The 14,070-nt window shown below is 64.4% G+C and carries 16 protein-coding genes; 8 read left to right on the top strand and 8 right to left on the bottom strand.

Annotated elements, in window-relative coordinates; translation table 11 throughout:
* Nucleotides 1-65 precede the first annotated feature (65 nt).
* Nucleotides 66-512, top strand: coding sequence for a redox-sensitive transcriptional activator SoxR (gene soxR, locus NKL04_RS00940; protein ID WP_023691595.1), 447 nt, complete (start codon nucleotides 66-68; stop codon nucleotides 510-512).
* Here the strand turns inward: soxR and NKL04_RS00935 are convergent.
* On the bottom strand, nucleotides 509-766 hold the full coding sequence (locus NKL04_RS00935; RefSeq protein WP_023683688.1) for a hypothetical protein: 258 nt from the start codon (nucleotides 764-766) through the stop codon (nucleotides 509-511). The genes soxR and NKL04_RS00935 overlap by 4 nt on opposite strands.
* 275 nt (nucleotides 767-1,041) lie before the next feature.
* Between NKL04_RS00935 and hemF the strand changes: the two genes are divergently transcribed.
* From hemF to NKL04_RS00920, 3 genes are all read left to right on the top strand, one after another.
* On the top strand, nucleotides 1,042-1,956 hold the full coding sequence (gene hemF / locus NKL04_RS00930) for an oxygen-dependent coproporphyrinogen oxidase (RefSeq protein ID WP_023686143.1): 915 nt from the start codon (nucleotides 1,042-1,044) through the stop codon (nucleotides 1,954-1,956).
* 238 nt (nucleotides 1,957-2,194) lie between these two features.
* Entirely contained in the window at nucleotides 2,195-2,455 is a 261-nt protein-coding gene (locus tag NKL04_RS00925) for a DUF1344 domain-containing protein (protein WP_023686144.1), read from the top strand.
* 232 nt (nucleotides 2,456-2,687) lie between these two features.
* The gene (locus NKL04_RS00920; protein ID WP_023670013.1) at nucleotides 2,688-2,873 is read left to right on the top strand and encodes a DUF1059 domain-containing protein; all 186 of its coding nucleotides are present in this window, start codon (nucleotides 2,688-2,690) and stop codon (nucleotides 2,871-2,873) included.
* A gap of 6 nt (nucleotides 2,874-2,879) precedes the next feature.
* On the opposite strand, the gene NKL04_RS00915 is transcribed toward NKL04_RS00920, so the two are convergent.
* The 3 genes from NKL04_RS00915 to NKL04_RS00905 are packed head-to-tail and all read right to left on the bottom strand — an operon-like array spanning nucleotide 2,880 to nucleotide 5,409.
* On the bottom strand, nucleotides 2,880-4,151 hold the full coding sequence (locus NKL04_RS00915) for a CCA tRNA nucleotidyltransferase (RefSeq protein WP_023701558.1): 1,272 nt from the start codon (nucleotides 4,149-4,151) through the stop codon (nucleotides 2,880-2,882).
* Nucleotides 4,148-4,780: a CoA pyrophosphatase gene (locus NKL04_RS00910; RefSeq protein ID WP_031209473.1), complete on the bottom strand. Its 633-nt coding sequence runs from the start codon at nucleotides 4,778-4,780 to the stop codon at nucleotides 4,148-4,150. Before NKL04_RS00910 ends, NKL04_RS00915 begins: the two co-directional genes overlap by 4 nt.
* The gene (locus tag NKL04_RS00905) at nucleotides 4,780-5,409 is read right to left on the bottom strand and encodes a DUF1285 domain-containing protein (protein ID WP_023701556.1); all 630 of its coding nucleotides are present in this window, start codon (nucleotides 5,407-5,409) and stop codon (nucleotides 4,780-4,782) included. The genes NKL04_RS00910 and NKL04_RS00905 overlap by 1 nt, the downstream gene beginning before the upstream one ends.
* Before the next feature lie 144 nt (nucleotides 5,410-5,553).
* Between NKL04_RS00905 and NKL04_RS00900 the strand changes: the two genes are divergently transcribed.
* Genes NKL04_RS00900 through NKL04_RS00885 form a run of 4 tightly spaced genes read left to right on the top strand, consistent with a single transcriptional unit; the run spans nucleotide 5,554 to nucleotide 12,383 of the window.
* A complete protein-coding gene (locus NKL04_RS00900; RefSeq protein WP_023670009.1) occupies nucleotides 5,554-6,558 on the top strand; it encodes an AAA family ATPase in 1,005 nt (334 codons plus the stop codon).
* Nucleotides 6,558-7,472: a DUF58 domain-containing protein gene (locus tag NKL04_RS00895; RefSeq protein WP_023701554.1), complete on the top strand. Its 915-nt coding sequence runs from the start codon at nucleotides 6,558-6,560 to the stop codon at nucleotides 7,470-7,472. Before NKL04_RS00900 ends, NKL04_RS00895 begins: the two co-directional genes overlap by 1 nt.
* On the top strand, nucleotides 7,469-10,294 hold the full coding sequence (locus NKL04_RS00890) for a DUF4159 domain-containing protein (protein ID WP_023701553.1): 2,826 nt from the start codon (nucleotides 7,469-7,471) through the stop codon (nucleotides 10,292-10,294). The genes NKL04_RS00895 and NKL04_RS00890 overlap by 4 nt, the downstream gene beginning before the upstream one ends.
* 4 nt (nucleotides 10,295-10,298) lie before the next feature.
* Nucleotides 10,299-12,383: a membrane protein gene (locus NKL04_RS00885; RefSeq protein WP_023691601.1), complete on the top strand. Its 2,085-nt coding sequence runs from the start codon at nucleotides 10,299-10,301 to the stop codon at nucleotides 12,381-12,383.
* 42 nt (nucleotides 12,384-12,425) lie between these two features.
* On the opposite strand, the gene clpS is transcribed toward NKL04_RS00885, so the two are convergent.
* From clpS to NKL04_RS00865, 4 genes are all read right to left on the bottom strand, one after another.
* Nucleotides 12,426-12,731 (bottom strand): ATP-dependent Clp protease adapter ClpS, encoded by a 306-nt coding sequence (gene clpS / locus NKL04_RS00880; protein ID WP_023670006.1) that lies wholly within the window; start codon nucleotides 12,729-12,731, stop codon nucleotides 12,426-12,428.
* Nucleotides 12,732-12,864: 133 nt separating this feature from the next.
* Nucleotides 12,865-13,212 carry a hypothetical protein gene (locus tag NKL04_RS00875; protein WP_023670005.1) on the bottom strand — a complete coding sequence of 116 codons (348 nt, stop codon included), beginning with the start codon at nucleotides 13,210-13,212 and terminating at the stop codon, nucleotides 12,865-12,867.
* A 154-nt stretch (nucleotides 13,213-13,366) separates the two neighbouring features.
* On the bottom strand, nucleotides 13,367-13,597 hold the full coding sequence (locus NKL04_RS00870; RefSeq protein ID WP_023670004.1) for a hypothetical protein: 231 nt from the start codon (nucleotides 13,595-13,597) through the stop codon (nucleotides 13,367-13,369).
* A 39-nt stretch (nucleotides 13,598-13,636) separates the two neighbouring features.
* The gene (locus NKL04_RS00865; protein ID WP_023683677.1) at nucleotides 13,637-13,939 is read right to left on the bottom strand and encodes a hypothetical protein; all 303 of its coding nucleotides are present in this window, start codon (nucleotides 13,937-13,939) and stop codon (nucleotides 13,637-13,639) included.
* Between the last annotated feature and the right edge of the window lie 131 nt (nucleotides 13,940-14,070).

The raw sequence follows: 14,070 nt of genomic DNA, 5'->3' as shown, positions 1-14,070 counted from the left end.
AATTGCCCTATCGACATTTCCTGGCTACAAGCTCAACTTAAGTTGAGGTCAAGCGGAAAATCGAGATGGCTCCGGTAAAGGAATTGACGGTCGGCCAGTTGGCCATGCGCAGCGGCGTGGCGGTGTCGGCGCTGCATTTCTACGAGGCGCGCGGGCTGATCCGCAGCCACCGCACGTCGGGCAACCAGCGGCGCTATGGCCGCGACGTGCTGCGGCGGGTGGCGATCATCCGGATCGCCCAGGAGGTCGGCATCTCGCTGGCCGAGATCGGCGCCGCACTTGAATCGCTGCCAGAAGGCCGTACCCCGACGCGCGAGGACTGGAACCTGTTGTCGACCGGCTGGCGCGACGACCTCGATCGCAAGATCACTCAGCTAAAGAAGCTGCGCGACGGCCTTACCGACTGCATCGGCTGCGGCTGCATGTCGATCGACAAATGCCCGCTGCGAAACAGGGAAGATCGCTTGAGTGCGCAAGGGCCGGGCGCAAGGCGACTGCTTGTGGAATCCTAATCCGCCGCGGGCAGCCGCCGTATGGTGAATTCGATTACGTCGCCCGGCCGCTCGAACCAGCTTTCGATCTCGGTCCAGTAGGCCTGCTTGGGAAAACGCTCGAACCATTCCTTGGCCTTGAGCCGCGCATCCGGGCGCGGCAGGACGAAGGTCTCGCGCAAAAACCCGTCACGCGGCATGCGCTCGCGCTCGGCGCGTGAACGATCGAGCCTTTTCTTCAGGCCATGCAGCGGCGGTCTTGCCGGCGTGCGCATGAAACAACTCCTGGGCCGAACCAGATGACACTTGACCCTTGCCCCTAAGAGATTAGGGATCGCGCCCGGAAAAGGCTAGTGGTCCGATTCCAACATTCGCCTCCCTAATCCCCAGGCGCCGTTGCGAATGTTGGAATCACAAGGACCGCTAGCAAGTTTATGTTTCTGGTGGAGTTTTCGAATTTGACATTTGCATCGTGCCCTGCGCCACGCTGTGTGCAAATGTCAAATTCACTCCACTAGGTCCTTTGTCGGCCGCGACCGGAGACAGCATTTTGGAACGACCAGAAATACCGGCAGGCCTGCCACCCGACATCGAACAGAAGAAAATGAAGGCTAGGCTCTGGTTCGAGACGCTGCGCGAGCGCATTTGCACAACCTTCGAGCAGATCGAACAGGAACTGCAGGGACCACTGGCCGAATGGTCGCCCGGCAGCTTCGAGAAGACGCCGTGGGAACGCGACAATGGAAAGGGCGGCGGCGGCGCCATGTCGATGATGCGCGGCCGCGTCTTCGAGAAGGTCGGCGTCCATACTTCGACCGTCTATGGCGAATTCTCGCCCGAATTCAGGAAGCAGATGCCCGGCGCCGAGGAAGACCCGAGCTTCTGGGCATCAGGCATTTCGTTGATCGCGCATCCCTGGAACCCCAACGTGCCGGCCGTGCACATGAACACCCGCATGGTCGTGACGTCGCGCCACTGGTTTGGCGGCGGCGCCGATCTGACGCCGGTGCTCGACCGCAACCGCACGGAAGATCACCCCGACACGGTCGCCTTCCATCGAGCCATGCAGTTCGCCTGCGAGAAGAATGCCGCGGTCGCCGACCACCCGAAGTTCAAGGCCTGGTGCGACGAGTATTTCTATCTGCCGCACCGCAACGAGCCGCGCGGCGTCGGCGGCATCTTTTTCGACTGGCTGCATTCGGGGGAGGAGAAAGGCGGTTGGAATGCCGATTTGAACTTCGTCCAGGATGTCGGGCGTTCTTTCCTTGTCGTCTACGGACACCTGGTTCGCGCCCATTTCAACGAGAACTGGACCGACGACGACCGCGACGAGCAGCTCATTCGCCGCGGCCGTTACGTCGAATTCAACCTTCTTCACGATCGCGGCACCATCTTCGGCCTGAAGACCGGCGGCAATGTCGCTTCGATCCTGTCCAGCCTGCCGCCGGAGGTCCGGTGGCCGTAAAAAATCGGTGAGCGAAACGTGAGCCGCATTGACGTCCCATTCGCCGAATCTGGGCAGCCAATGTGGCATCGCCATTATTTTTTTCGTCTAATAGGCGATTGAAATAAAACGACTATTTGTCGTTTCGGGCCGGGAAGCGCCGGCGGTTCAGTCCCGAACCGCGACACGACGCTACCGGACGGCCCTGAACAAGGCGGAGCATTTTCCAAACGGATGCCCGCATTTCCAGGAGTATTACATGCGAAAGCTCATTGTTTCGGCAGCCGCCGCTGCCCTTCTCGCTTCCGGCTCGATTGCCTTTGCCGCGGTCAAGCACACCACGGGCACGGTCAAGACCTATGATGGCACGGCCATGAGCCTCGTTCTGGACGATGGATCGACCTTTACGCTGCCCAAGACCTTCAAGGATCCTGGCCTGAAGGCAGGCGAAAAGGTCCGCGTTTCCTGGGACATGAGCGGCAAGAACAAGGTTGCCGAGTCCGTCAAGATCGAGAAGTGATCGGGACAAGACCGAACGTTCTCGCCTTGGCTTAGCCTGGCAAGAGGGGGCGGAGCAGCGCTGCTCCGCCTTTTTCGCCCCCACGGCAACCAAACTCGTGGAACCGTGTTATGCTAACTCCCCCGTGCGCGCCCCCGAAACCCGACTGCTGTGACAGGGCGCGGAACAGAGATGGCGGAGCTTCGTGTGCCCATGAGAGGCACAGGCTCCAAGGAGGAAAAGGAGTAAATCCATGAAGGAATTCCATTGCGGCTCGCTGGTTCCCGGCTGTGAGTGGCACACCCGTGCCGGTGAGGAAGCCGAGGTCATGCGCCGCGCCGTCGACCATATGCGCGAGACACATGGCGAAACGGTCATTCGCGAGACGATGATCGAGGCGATCCGCTCGCGCATCGAGAAAGTTCGCGACGCGGCCTGAGCAGTCCTATCTGGCCTTCAAGGCTTCCGCGGCGCGCTCCAGCAGCGCGTCGCGATCGAGCGCAAAGCCGGACCCGATCCATTCCTTTTCCAGGTTTTTCAGGATCGCACCGAGTATTGGCCCCGGCGACGCGCCAAGCGCCGTCAGATCGCCGCCCTTGACTGGGAACACCGGTTTTTCCCATTTCAGCGCAAAAGCGAGCAGGCGCGAAAACCCGCCGGCCTGAACCAGCGCGTCATTGTCCTCGAGAGCCCGCGCTCGCGCCGACGCCAGCGACAGCCGCAGGCGATCGAGAAAACCCTGGCGCTCGCCGGAATAGAGTTTCTTGGCCAGTTCCGCTTCGCTTGTCTTGGGCTCGACGGCAGCCGTCAGCGCCCAGTGGCGCAGGCGCTCCGCCTCAGTGGTCGAAAGTTTCAGCCGCTCGGCCAGTGTCTTCATCCGCGCCGCATCGGGCGGCACGATCGCCTCCAGCCTGAGCAGCGGGTCCGGCGCCCAGCCCAGATCCTTCTCTGTCTTGGTCAGCCCATGAATGGCATCGATGCCCCATTTCTCGCTTTCCGGCAGGGCGCTGGTGAGCACGCCGGCCTGGCGCATCCACAGCAAGGCGCGCGACGGATCTGGGGCCGATAACAACTTCTTCAGCTCGGACCAGATGCGTTCGGCCGAGAGATGGGCGAGACCGTCCTTGAGCCGGGCGCAGGCCTTCAATCCCTCGGCATCGGGCCGACCCTCGCCATACCAGGCGAAAAAGCGGAAGAAACGCAGGATGCGCAGATAGTCTTCGCGGATCCGCTGCTCGGCATCGCCAATGAAGCGCAGCGTTCGTGCCTCGATATCGCCGACGCCGCCAACCAGGTCGACCACCGTCCCGTCAGCCTCCGCATAGAGCGCGTTGATTGTGAAATCGCGCCGTTCGGCGTCGGCCTTCCAGTCGCGGCCGAACGACACTTTAGCGCGGCGGCCATCGGTCTCGATGTCGGCGCGCAGCGTGGTGACCTCATAGGGCGCGCCGCCGGCAATCACCGTGATCGTGCCGTGCTCGATGCCGGTCGGCACCGCCTTGAAGCCCGCCGCCTCGGCCCGGCGAACGGTTTCCTCGGGCAGGCAAGTGGTAGCAACATCGATATCGGCGACCGGCTGCCCAATCAGCGCATTGCGCACCGCGCCGCCCGCGATGCGGGCTTCCTCGCCGCCCTGCGCCAGCACGGCAAGCAGCCGTTGCAGATGCTTTTCACCCAGCCAGTCGGCTCTGCCCGCCAGCGATACCGGATCACTCAAGCATAGAGCCTTTCATAGAGGGTGCGGATGATGCCGGCGGTGACGCCCCAGATGCGCTGGCCGCCATAGGGCATATCGTAGAAGAACCATTCCAGATCGTTCCACATGCGGCTGTCCCTGGTGTGGTTAGCCGGATCCATCAGGAACGAGAGCGGCACTTCGAAGGCGGCATCGACCTCGTCGGCATTGAGCGACAGCGTAAAACCGGGCTGCACGACCGCCAGCACCGGGGCGATGCGATAGCCGCTGCCGGCGACATAATCGGGCATGCGGCCGATGATCTCGATGCGGTCCTGGCCGAGCCCGATCTCCTCGAAGGTTTCGCGCAAGGCCGCTGCTTCCGGGGTCGCATCGGTGGGATCAATGGTGCCGCCGGGAAAAGCCACCTGCCCGGAATGGCTGCGCAGTTTTTCCGCCCGCTTGGTCAAAAGCACGGTCGCATCGCGTCCATGATCGACGACCGGGATCAGCACCGCGGCGTCGCGCAGCGCTTTGAGCTGCGTCAACCGTGGATGGCCGGGGTTGAAGCGATGATCGCCATAATCGTCGCCGGCATGGGCTTCAGCTTGCGCCGCGACCCGCGCGCGAAAATCCGCTGTGGAAAACGGCGGCGGCCTCACCTGATCCATCATGCGCTCAGCCGCTTCAGTTTTTCCGCCGGCATGATCGGATAGATTTCGCCTTTCGAGCGCACGGCAAACATCGTCTTGCCGCCGATATCGATCTCCTCGCCATGCCCGACCAGTTCGTACATCACCGGCCGCGCCACCAGCGCTTCCAGCCGCCCGCGCACCAGCACATAGGGTTTTAGCCCGCCGGTCTCGTTCTCGTCGACGAAGCGCAGCGGATGGCCAGGTCCGGCCTCGACGACATCGCCGACATTGGTGCGGAAAGTGATGGTCTGCTCGGCGCCGGCGCCGGAAACATCCATTTCAACCGCGATGAAAGGCGCGTCCACGACGCGGATGCCGACCCGTTCGACCGGCGTCACCAGATAGGTCCTGCCATCCTCGTCCTTGCGCAGCACGCTGGAAAACAGCTGCACCAGCGGCATGCGGCCGATCGGCGTGCCGAGATAGAACCACGTTCCGTCTTGTTTGATCTCCATGTCTAGATCGCCGCAAAAGTCGGGATTCCAGCGCTCCACCGGCGCCGCGCCCTTGCCGGCGCGAGCCGCACGCGAGATCAACGCTTCGAGACCGCGCGCCTCGGTTGCGGCAGCAAGGCTGTGCTCGCGATGTTCGGAGCGTTCCGTCATGGTCACGAAATAGTCACTGTTGTTCCGCTTGTCAGCCTAAGTCTGTGATTTAAATTCATTCGTAGGCGCCAGGCGAAGCCGAATCGCGGCATTCTAAGGCACTACAGTGCAAGCCGGTACTTCCAGCACAAGGATCGATGCGGCATGAGCGTAATGGTCAAGGAAAGCCCAATCAGCGAAAAGGACATGATCGCCCAGGCCGAGACTGCGCTGGCCGATATTTCCAGGGTGCGCGACGGCGTCGGCCGCGTCATTTTCGGCCAGGAAGTGGTGGTCGAGCGCACGCTGGTGGCGCTGCTTGCCGGCGGCCATGCGCTGCTGGTCGGCGTGCCCGGCCTTGCCAAGACCAAGCTGGTCGAAACGCTCGGTGTCGTGCTCGGCCTCGATTCGCGCCGCATCCAGTTCACACCCGACCTGATGCCGTCGGACATTCTCGGCTCAGAGGTGATGGAACAGGACGAGGCCGGCAAGCGCTCCTTCCGCTTCATCTCCGGCCCGATCTTCGCGCAATTGCTGATGGCCGACGAGATCAACCGCGCCTCGCCGCGCACCCAGTCGGCGCTGCTGCAGGCGATGCAGGAATATCACGTCACCATCGCCGGCATTCGCCACGACCTGCCCGCGCCCTTCCATGTACTGGCGACGCAAAACCCGCTGGAGCAGGAAGGCACCTATCCCCTGCCCGAAGCACAGCTCGACCGCTTCCTGATGCAGGTCGACATCCTTTATCCCGAAATCGAGGCCGAGCGGCGCATCCTGCTCGAAACCACCGGCATCGAGGACGCCAAGGCGCAAAACGTCCTGCAGCCGGCGCGGCTGAGGGAAATCCAGACGCTGATCCGCCGTATGCCGGTGCCCGAAAGCGTCGTCGACGCCATCCTCAAACTGGTGCGTTCGGCGCGTCCCGGCCAGGGCAATGCCGAGACCGACAAGCATGTCGCCTGGGGTCCCGGCCCGCGCGCCAGCCAGGCGCTGACGCTGTGCGCCCGTGCGCGCGCGCTTTATGACGGGCGGCTGGCGCCGTCGGTGGACGACATCCGCGCGCTGGCCGAACCGGTGCTGCAGCACCGCATGGCGCTGACCTTTGCCGCCCGCGCCGAGGGCACGACCGTGCGCGACGTGGTAGCGAAACTGGCCAAAGGAATCTGATGGCGCGTATCGGCGAAGTCCAGGCACCGGCAGCGACGCGCGACGCGCTCGCCAGGGGCCGGTTGCGGGCTTCGCTGGTGCCGGACCTGCTGGTCGAGGCACGCCGTATCGTCAATACGGTAATTGCCGGCTGGCATGGCCGCCGCAAGCGCGGCATCGGCGAGAATTTCTGGCAGTTCCGCCCCTATGTCGAAGGCGATTCCTCGCGCATCGACTGGCGCCGTTCGGCCCGGGACGACCACACCTATGTGCGCGACCGCGAATGGGAAGCAGCCCACACGGTGTGGCTTTGGGCCGACCCATCGCCCTCCATGCTCTACAAATCGACTGGCGCCAGCGTTTCCAAGGAATCGCGCGCGCTGGTGCTGGCACTGGCCATGGCCGAATTACTATCTCGCAGCGGCGAGCGCATCGCCTGGCCCGGCCTGACCGATCCGTTCACCGCCCGCAACGGCGCCGAGCGCATCGCGGCGCAATTGATGCACGCCGCCGACCCGCCGGCAAAGCCTGACCTGTCCGCCATCCGCCGCTTCTGCGACATCGTCGTCGTCAGCGATTTCCTCGACCCGGTCGAGGAGACCATGGAATGGCTCGATGTGCTGGCGCGGCATGGCGTGCGTGCGCATCTGATCGAGGTTGCCGATCCGGCGGAGGAGACCTTTCCCTATGCCGGCCGCACCGAATTCACCGATCCCGAGACCGGCGACAAGCTGACCGCCGGCCGCGCCGAAATGCTCGGCGACGAATATCGCCTGCTCTACACCGCCCGCCGCCAGGAGCTGGCCAGCTGGTGCAAGCGCCTCGGCTGGAGCTATACCGTCAACCACACCGACCGCCTCGCTTCCGAGGCGCTGGTGCGCATCCACATGGCGATGACCGCCGATGGCGCATTCGTGGGAAGGGCCGGCGCATGAGCTGGCTGCCGCTCTCCTTTGGCGCTCCCATGGTGTTGTGGGGCCTGCTGGCGCTGCCGGTGATCTGGTGGCTGCTCAGGCTCACACCGCCCAAGCCGCAGTCCGAAATGTTTCCGCCGCTGAAGATCCTCGCTCGCGTGCTGAAGCGCGAGGAAACGCCGCAGCAGAGCCCGTGGTGGCTGACGCTGCTGCGGCTGTTGATGGCAGCCCTTGTCGTCGCGGCATTAGCCGAACCCGTTTTCAATCCGCGCGAAAAATTGCCGGCCGAGGGCGCCGCCCTGGCACTCGTCATCGACAATGACTGGGCGAGTGCCGCCGACTGGGGCAAGCGCGTCGCCACCGCCCAGCGGCTGATCGCCGATGCCGGTTCGAACGGCGTACCGGTCGTCATCGCCTTCACCGCCGAAAAGCCGAACGCCGAGATCGGCCCCTTCGATGGGGCGGCTGCCCTCGACCGGCTGCGCGCCGCCAAGCCGAGGCCGATCCCGACCGACCGACCCGCTGTCTATGCCCGCGTCGCCGGCGTGCTGGAAACCTTGCCCGGCGCCAGCGTTGCCGTTCTCACCGACGGCCTTGCGGCAAAGGGCGACGAGGCCGCCTTCAACACCCTGCTGTCGAAAAGCGCCGCCCGTGTCGTCTGGGCCAATTCCGACCGGCTGGCGCTGACTGGGCTCACTGGCGCCGAAAATCAGGTCGACGGCTTCGCCCTGACCGCCATCCGCGCGCCCGGCGATCCGGCGCCGGCCCAAGTCACCGCCGGCGCCTTCGACGATAAGGGCCGCCGCATCGCCGACGCGACGCTGACCTTCGCGCCGGGTGAGACCACCGCCACCGGCACGATGGCGGTGCCGTTCGAACTGCGCAACGACTTCGCCTCGATCGCGCTCGACGGCGAACGCCAGGCAGGTGCGGTGCGCGTGCTCGACGAAAGCTCCAAGCGCCGCCGCGTCGGACTTTTATCGCAGGCCGAGGCCGACCAGGCGCAGCCGCTCCTGTCGCCGCTCTATTACATCAGGCGCGCGCTGCAGCCTTTCGCCGATCTGGTCGAACCGTCGAGCGTCGATCTCGCCGACGCCATCCCGCAGCTTCTCGACCAGAAGCCGGCGATGATCGTCATGGCCGATATCGGTACCATTCCGCCGCAGGTCCATCAGCGGCTGGTCGACTGGGTCGACAATGGCGGCACGCTGGTGCGCTTTGCCGGTTCGCGGCTGGCCGCCGCCGGCAATGACGATGATCTGTTGCCGGTCAGGCTGCGCACCGGCGAGCGCTCGCTTGGCGGCGCGCTGTCATGGACGACGCCGCAAGCGGTGACCGAATTCCCGAAGAACGGCCCGTTCGCCGACCTCGCACCGCCGGCCGAGATCACGGTGAGCCGGCAGGTGTTGGCCGAACCGACGCCGGACATCGTCGAACGCACCTGGGCAACCCTTGCCGATGGCACCCCGCTGGTGACCGGGTTGAAGAAGGGCAAGGGCACGCTGGTTCTGTTCCACATCACCCCGGAAGCGACATGGTCGACGCTGCCGATCTCCGGCAGCTTCGTCGAGATGCTGCGGCGCATTGTGCAGCTGTCGCGCAACCAGGGTGCGGCGGTCGCCAACGCTGAAGCCGCTGCTACGTCGCTGGCGCCTTATCGCATGATAGCCGCCGACGGCACTTTGGTGCCGCCGACGCCGGACGCACGACCGCTGGTCCCCGGCGCCGGCTCGCTGCCGGTGACGTTCGAGAACCCGCCCGGCCTCTATGGCTCGGAAACCGGCGTTTTCGCCCACAATCTGCTCGACCCGGCCACCGCCTTCGCGCCGCTGGTGCGCCCGCAATTCACAGTGCCGGTGACCAATATCCAGTACGCTTTCGATGAATCGCGCGACCTCAAGGGATCGCTGGTCACAGCGGCACTTGTGCTTATGCTACTCGACACGCTGGCGGTGTTCTGGATGGGCGGGCTGATCTCGCGCCGGCCGCGCCGCGCCCGCTCGGCTGCGGCAACGACGGCTGCGCTGCTGCTTGGCCTCGGCATGCTGTTTGGCCATGCCGACCTCGCCCGCGCCGACGATGCCAAGCCCGGCGATGCCGCGGCTATCGAGGATATTGCCAAGACCCGCATCGCCTATGTGCTGACCGGTGTGCCCGGTGACGATTCGATCAGCCGCGCCGGGCTCGAAGGCCTGACCCGCTTCCTGATCGAGAAGACCGCGCTCGAGCCGGGCGCGCCGGCGGGCGTCGATATCTCGAAGGACGAGCTTTCCTTCTATCCGCTGATCTACTGGCCGATCGACCCCTCCGCGCCGATGCCGAGCCAAGCCGCGATCGCCCGCATCGACGCCTATATGCAGCAGGGCGGCACGGTGCTGTTCGACACGCGCGACCAGTTCGCCAACGGCATCGGTGCGGATTCGGCGAGCCCGGCGACGGAACGGTTGCGCGACATTCTCGGCAATCTCAACGTGCCGCCGCTGGAGCCGGTGCCCGCCGACCATGTGCTGACCAAATCCTTCTTCATCCTGCCCGAATTTCCCGGCCGCTTCTCCGGCAGCCCGCTCTGGGTGGAAGCCTCGCTCGAGGCCAGCAATGCCGAGAATCGGCCGGTACGCGTCGGCGACGGCGTCTCGCCGATCCTGATCACCGCCAATGATTTTGCCGGCGCCTGGGCCGTCGACGAGAATGGTGACCCGCTTTTGCCGACCGTGCCATCGGATCCGATGCAGCGCATCTATGCGCTGCGCGCCGGCGTCAACATCATGATGTACATGCTGACCGGCAACTACAAATCCGACCAGGTGCACGTGCCGATCCTGCTCGAACGGCTGGGGCAGTAAGCCTATGAACTGGTCGGTTTCCTTCGAACCGCTGCTGTCCTGGCCCTTGCTGGCTTTGGTGCTCGCACCGCTGCTGGTGCTGGCGGCTGTCGGCTTGTGGTTTCGCCAGCGCGGCGCGATCTTCCGCTTCGCGGCGCTGATTGCGCTGGGCGCAGCACTCCTCAATCCGGTCTTCCTCGATGAGGAGCGCGAGGCGCTGAAGAGCGTCGTTGCCGTCATCGTCGACCGCAGCCAGAGCCAGGATATCGGCGACCGGACCAAACAGACCGACGAAGCGCTTGCCGGTTTGCAGCAGCGCCTTGGCCGCTTCAAGCAGTTCGACGTCCGCGTCGTCGAGGCCGGCAAGTCGGAAGCTGCCGACGAGCTCACCGAGACCAAGCTTTTTGCAGCGCTTGAAGGCGCCTTCCGCGACGTGCCGCCCTCGCGCATCGGTGGCGCCATCATGATCACCGATGGCGAGGTGCATGACGCCCCGGCCGCCCCCGACTTCAATGCGCCGCTGCACGCGCTGATCACCGGCAACGAGCACGAGAAGGACCGCCGCATCCGCTTCGAGAACGCGCCGCGCTTCGGCCTCGTCGGCAAGCCGCTCGACATGACCTACCGCGTCATCGCCACCGACGGCGAAACCGGCCCGGTCGATGTCCGCGTCTCGGTCAATGGCGAGCAGGTCGCGGTCGAAGAGGCGACCATCGGCCAGGCGATGCCGCTGCAGGTGACCATCCCCGGCGCCGGCCGCAACATCGTCGAACTCTCCATTGACCGCGAGCCGGGCGAACTGACCGACGCCAACAACCGCGCCATCGCGCTGATCGACGGCATCCGCGAGAACTTGCGCGTGCTTTTGGTTTCCGGCGAACCGCATGCCGGCGAGCGCACCTGGCGCAATCTGCTGAAATCCGACGCCTCGGTCGATCTCGTCCATTTCACCATTCTGCGGCCGCCGGAAAAGCAGGACGGCACGCCGATCAACGAACTGTCGCTGATCGCCTTCCCGACCCGCGAGTTGTTCGTCGAGAAGATCAAGGATTTCGATCTCATCATATTCGACCGCTACCAGCACCGCGACGTGCTGCCGATCCTCTATTACGACTACATCTCCGAATACGTCGAAAAGGGCGGCGCGCTGCTGATCGCCGCCGGGCCGGAATATGCCGGCGACTCCTCGATTGCCCGCACCCCGCTAATGTCGTCGCTGCCGGCAATGCCGACCGGCGAAGTCATCGACAAGGCCTTCTATCCGCGCCTCACCGATCTCGGCCAGCGCCATCCGGTGACGCGCGGCCTCGACGGCTCGGCGACCGAGCCGCCGCGCTGGAGCCGCTGGTTCCGCACCATCGGCGTGCAGAACCCCGAAGGCGAAGTGGTGATGAAGGGCGCCGACAACCGCCCGCTGCTTCTGCTCGATCATAAGGGCGAAGGCCGCGTCGGCATGCTTCTGTCCGATCAGGGCTGGCTATGGGCGCGCGGCTTCGAGGGTGGCGGGCCGCATGTCCAGCTTTACCGCCGCATCGCCCACTGGCTGATGAAGGAACCTGAACTCGAGGAAGAGCGGCTGACCGCCGACGGCCGCGGCATGATGCTGGAAATCCGCCGCCAGACGATGAGCGACGATCCCGGCCCGGCGCAGGTGATCACCCCTTCGGGCAAGGCGCTGATCGTCAAGCTGGAGAAGTCCGAACCCGGCGTTTTCCTGGGCAGCATCGAGACCAAGGAGATCGGCCTCTACCAGATCGGCAATGGTGACCTGACCGCACTCGCCCATGTCGGCCCGGTCAACGCGCCGGAATTCTCCGACGTCGTCTCTACCGAGGACCGCTTGAAGGCTCCGACTGAGGCCACCGGCGGCAGCGTGCGCCGGCTGGCGGCCTCCTCCACCCTTGGCCAGCTCACCGGCAGCGTCGCCCTGCCCTCCATCGTCCCGGTCCGCGCCTCCGGTGCGGCCTCGGGCGCAGACTGGATCGGCCTGCGCAGCACCGACGACAGCGTGCTCAAAGCCGTCTCGCGCGTACCCCTGTTCGGCGGCTTCCTCGGCCTTTGCCTGCTGCTGCTGGCCATGGGCGCGATGTGGTACAGAGAGGGAAGGTAAGGATCCCTTCTCCGTCACTATACGGGGAGAAAGACGCTCAACCTACTCCTCCGGCTCCGTCGTAAACAGCAGCGGGTACCCCTTGGCCTTGGCCGCGTCGACGGCCCGTGTCGCCTTGGTCTCGGCGACATCCCTGGTGAAGACGGCAACGACGCAAACGCCGAGCCGGTGCGCGGTGATCATCACCCGGTTAGCCTGGTCTTCGCTGAGCTTGAACTCGCCCTTCAGCACCGTCACCACGAATTCGCGCGGCGTAAAATCGTCATTGATGAGGATGACCTTGTAGAGCTTCGGCCGCTCGGTCCGCGGCTTGGTCTTGGTGCGGGGTTTGGAACTGATTTCAGGCATCGGGAACCGGTATCGCGCGAGGGGTCGCTCTCACTTTGTCATGGGGGAAAGCCGTCGTCCATTTTGATCGGCGCGCCAAACCGGCTTCCCGGAAGTGCTGCCGTTCACAAATTTAGGAACTGTACGCTGCGGTTCAACGGCTCTGGCGATCGGCGACGCGACGAGCCTGGAATTGCCGTGCGCTGGATGCCGCATCCGGCCTTGATCCGGCCGCCTTGTATTCGACCCAGGCGACCGCGAGCCAGCCGAAGAAGCAGGCCAGCGCCGCGCCGGTGATCACGGTAAGCAGCAGGCTTTGCCATGGTGTGATGTATTGCCAGCTGCTGGAGATTGCCGGTGCAAACAGCGACGGCTCCGTGCGCCCGCTCACCGGATCGGGCACCGGGCTGGCGGTGAACTGGATCAGCACCCTGACCATTGCCGAGGCCACAAGGCCGCCGATGGCCATCGAGCGCAGAATGGATGAAAGCCGCTTCTTCATGCGGGCTATCCTACCGGACCGGCATTGCAAACGGGTTAAAGTCCTGGGTGGCCGGCACCCATCAACGGGTAATCATGCACTCACACGACAAGGCCGCTCCAGCCGGGGGGTGCTGGAGCGGCCTTGTTACAGACAAGCCTGTTGGCTGTCTGGATCAGGCCTTCGGGGCGTCCGTCTTGACGACCTTCTTCGCCTTCTTGTGCTTCTTGACGGGCTTCTTGGCGACGACCTTCTTCACCGGGGGCTTGGCGGTCGTGGTCGCCGGAGCGGTGGTCGTGGAAGCAGCCGGAGCAGCGGTCGTGGTGGCAGCGGCATTGCCCAGAGCCGGCATTGCGAAAGCGAGAGCGACGGCGAGACCGGTGGCGGAGAGGATGGACTTTTTCATGGCTTCATTTCCTTCTTTGTGCGGGTCGAGTTTCGAGTGTCACTGAACCGGGTCGATCGGTGTCACTCCAAGCAGCTTCAAAGCGTTCGCGAGCATCCGGATACCCTGTGCCTGTTTCTTGTTGGCGCAGAACCGGTTTCCCTTTCTTTGCAGTGCTTTCGCCGCGGTGACCTGCGTTGCCGCGGCATGGGTTTCAAGGGCTTCGTCTACCTGGCGATTGAGATCGATGCAGCGCTCGCTCCTTGTGATCGGCGTCACCTTTGCGGTTGTGGCTCCGACCGCGGCTGTGACGAGCGGAATGCTGAGCAGCGCACCCATCAAGCTGATCGTGAACCTGTGCATTGGTGATGTCCGTTACTCCGGAGACTTCGCGTCGCAGCCGATGTCCTGACCGCCACGGCACCTTTTATGCCCTTGATTTTTTTCGGGAGTTTTTCCGGACTATAGAATTTTGTTTCTGGATTGTTTCTGGC

This window comes from Mesorhizobium sp. C264A (assembly GCF_040324515.1).
Classification (GTDB): Bacteria; Pseudomonadota; Alphaproteobacteria; order Rhizobiales; family Rhizobiaceae; genus Mesorhizobium.
Note: the sequence above shows the minus strand (reverse complement) of the source record. Positions and strands in the feature narration are given on the sequence as shown.

Coding starts and splice junctions, on each gene's coding strand:
- NKL04_RS00920 (WP_023670013.1), top strand. CDS start 2,688: ATGAAGGAATTCCATTGCGGCTCGCTGGTTCCCGGCTGTGAGTGGCAC.
- NKL04_RS00865 (WP_023683677.1), bottom strand. CDS start 13,939: ATGCACAGGTTCACGATCAGCTTGATGGGTGCGCTGCTCAGCATTCCG.
- NKL04_RS00925 (WP_023686144.1), top strand. CDS start 2,195: ATGCGAAAGCTCATTGTTTCGGCAGCCGCCGCTGCCCTTCTCGCTTCC.
- clpS (WP_023670006.1), bottom strand. CDS start 12,731: ATGCCTGAAATCAGTTCCAAACCCCGCACCAAGACCAAGCCGCGGACC.
- NKL04_RS00875 (WP_023670005.1), bottom strand. CDS start 13,212: ATGAAGAAGCGGCTTTCATCCATTCTGCGCTCGATGGCCATCGGCGGC.
- NKL04_RS00885 (WP_023691601.1), top strand. CDS start 10,299: ATGAACTGGTCGGTTTCCTTCGAACCGCTGCTGTCCTGGCCCTTGCTG.
- NKL04_RS00890 (WP_023701553.1), top strand. CDS start 7,469: ATGAGCTGGCTGCCGCTCTCCTTTGGCGCTCCCATGGTGTTGTGGGGC.
- NKL04_RS00905 (WP_023701556.1), bottom strand. CDS start 5,409: ATGACGGAACGCTCCGAACATCGCGAGCACAGCCTTGCTGCCGCAACC.
- NKL04_RS00900 (WP_023670009.1), top strand. CDS start 5,554: ATGAGCGTAATGGTCAAGGAAAGCCCAATCAGCGAAAAGGACATGATC.
- soxR (WP_023691595.1), top strand. CDS start 66: ATGGCTCCGGTAAAGGAATTGACGGTCGGCCAGTTGGCCATGCGCAGC.
- NKL04_RS00870 (WP_023670004.1), bottom strand. CDS start 13,597: ATGAAAAAGTCCATCCTCTCCGCCACCGGTCTCGCCGTCGCTCTCGCT.
- NKL04_RS00935 (WP_023683688.1), bottom strand. CDS start 766: ATGCGCACGCCGGCAAGACCGCCGCTGCATGGCCTGAAGAAAAGGCTC.
- NKL04_RS00895 (WP_023701554.1), top strand. CDS start 6,558: ATGGCGCGTATCGGCGAAGTCCAGGCACCGGCAGCGACGCGCGACGCG.
- NKL04_RS00910 (WP_031209473.1), bottom strand. CDS start 4,780: ATGGATCAGGTGAGGCCGCCGCCGTTTTCCACAGCGGATTTTCGCGCG.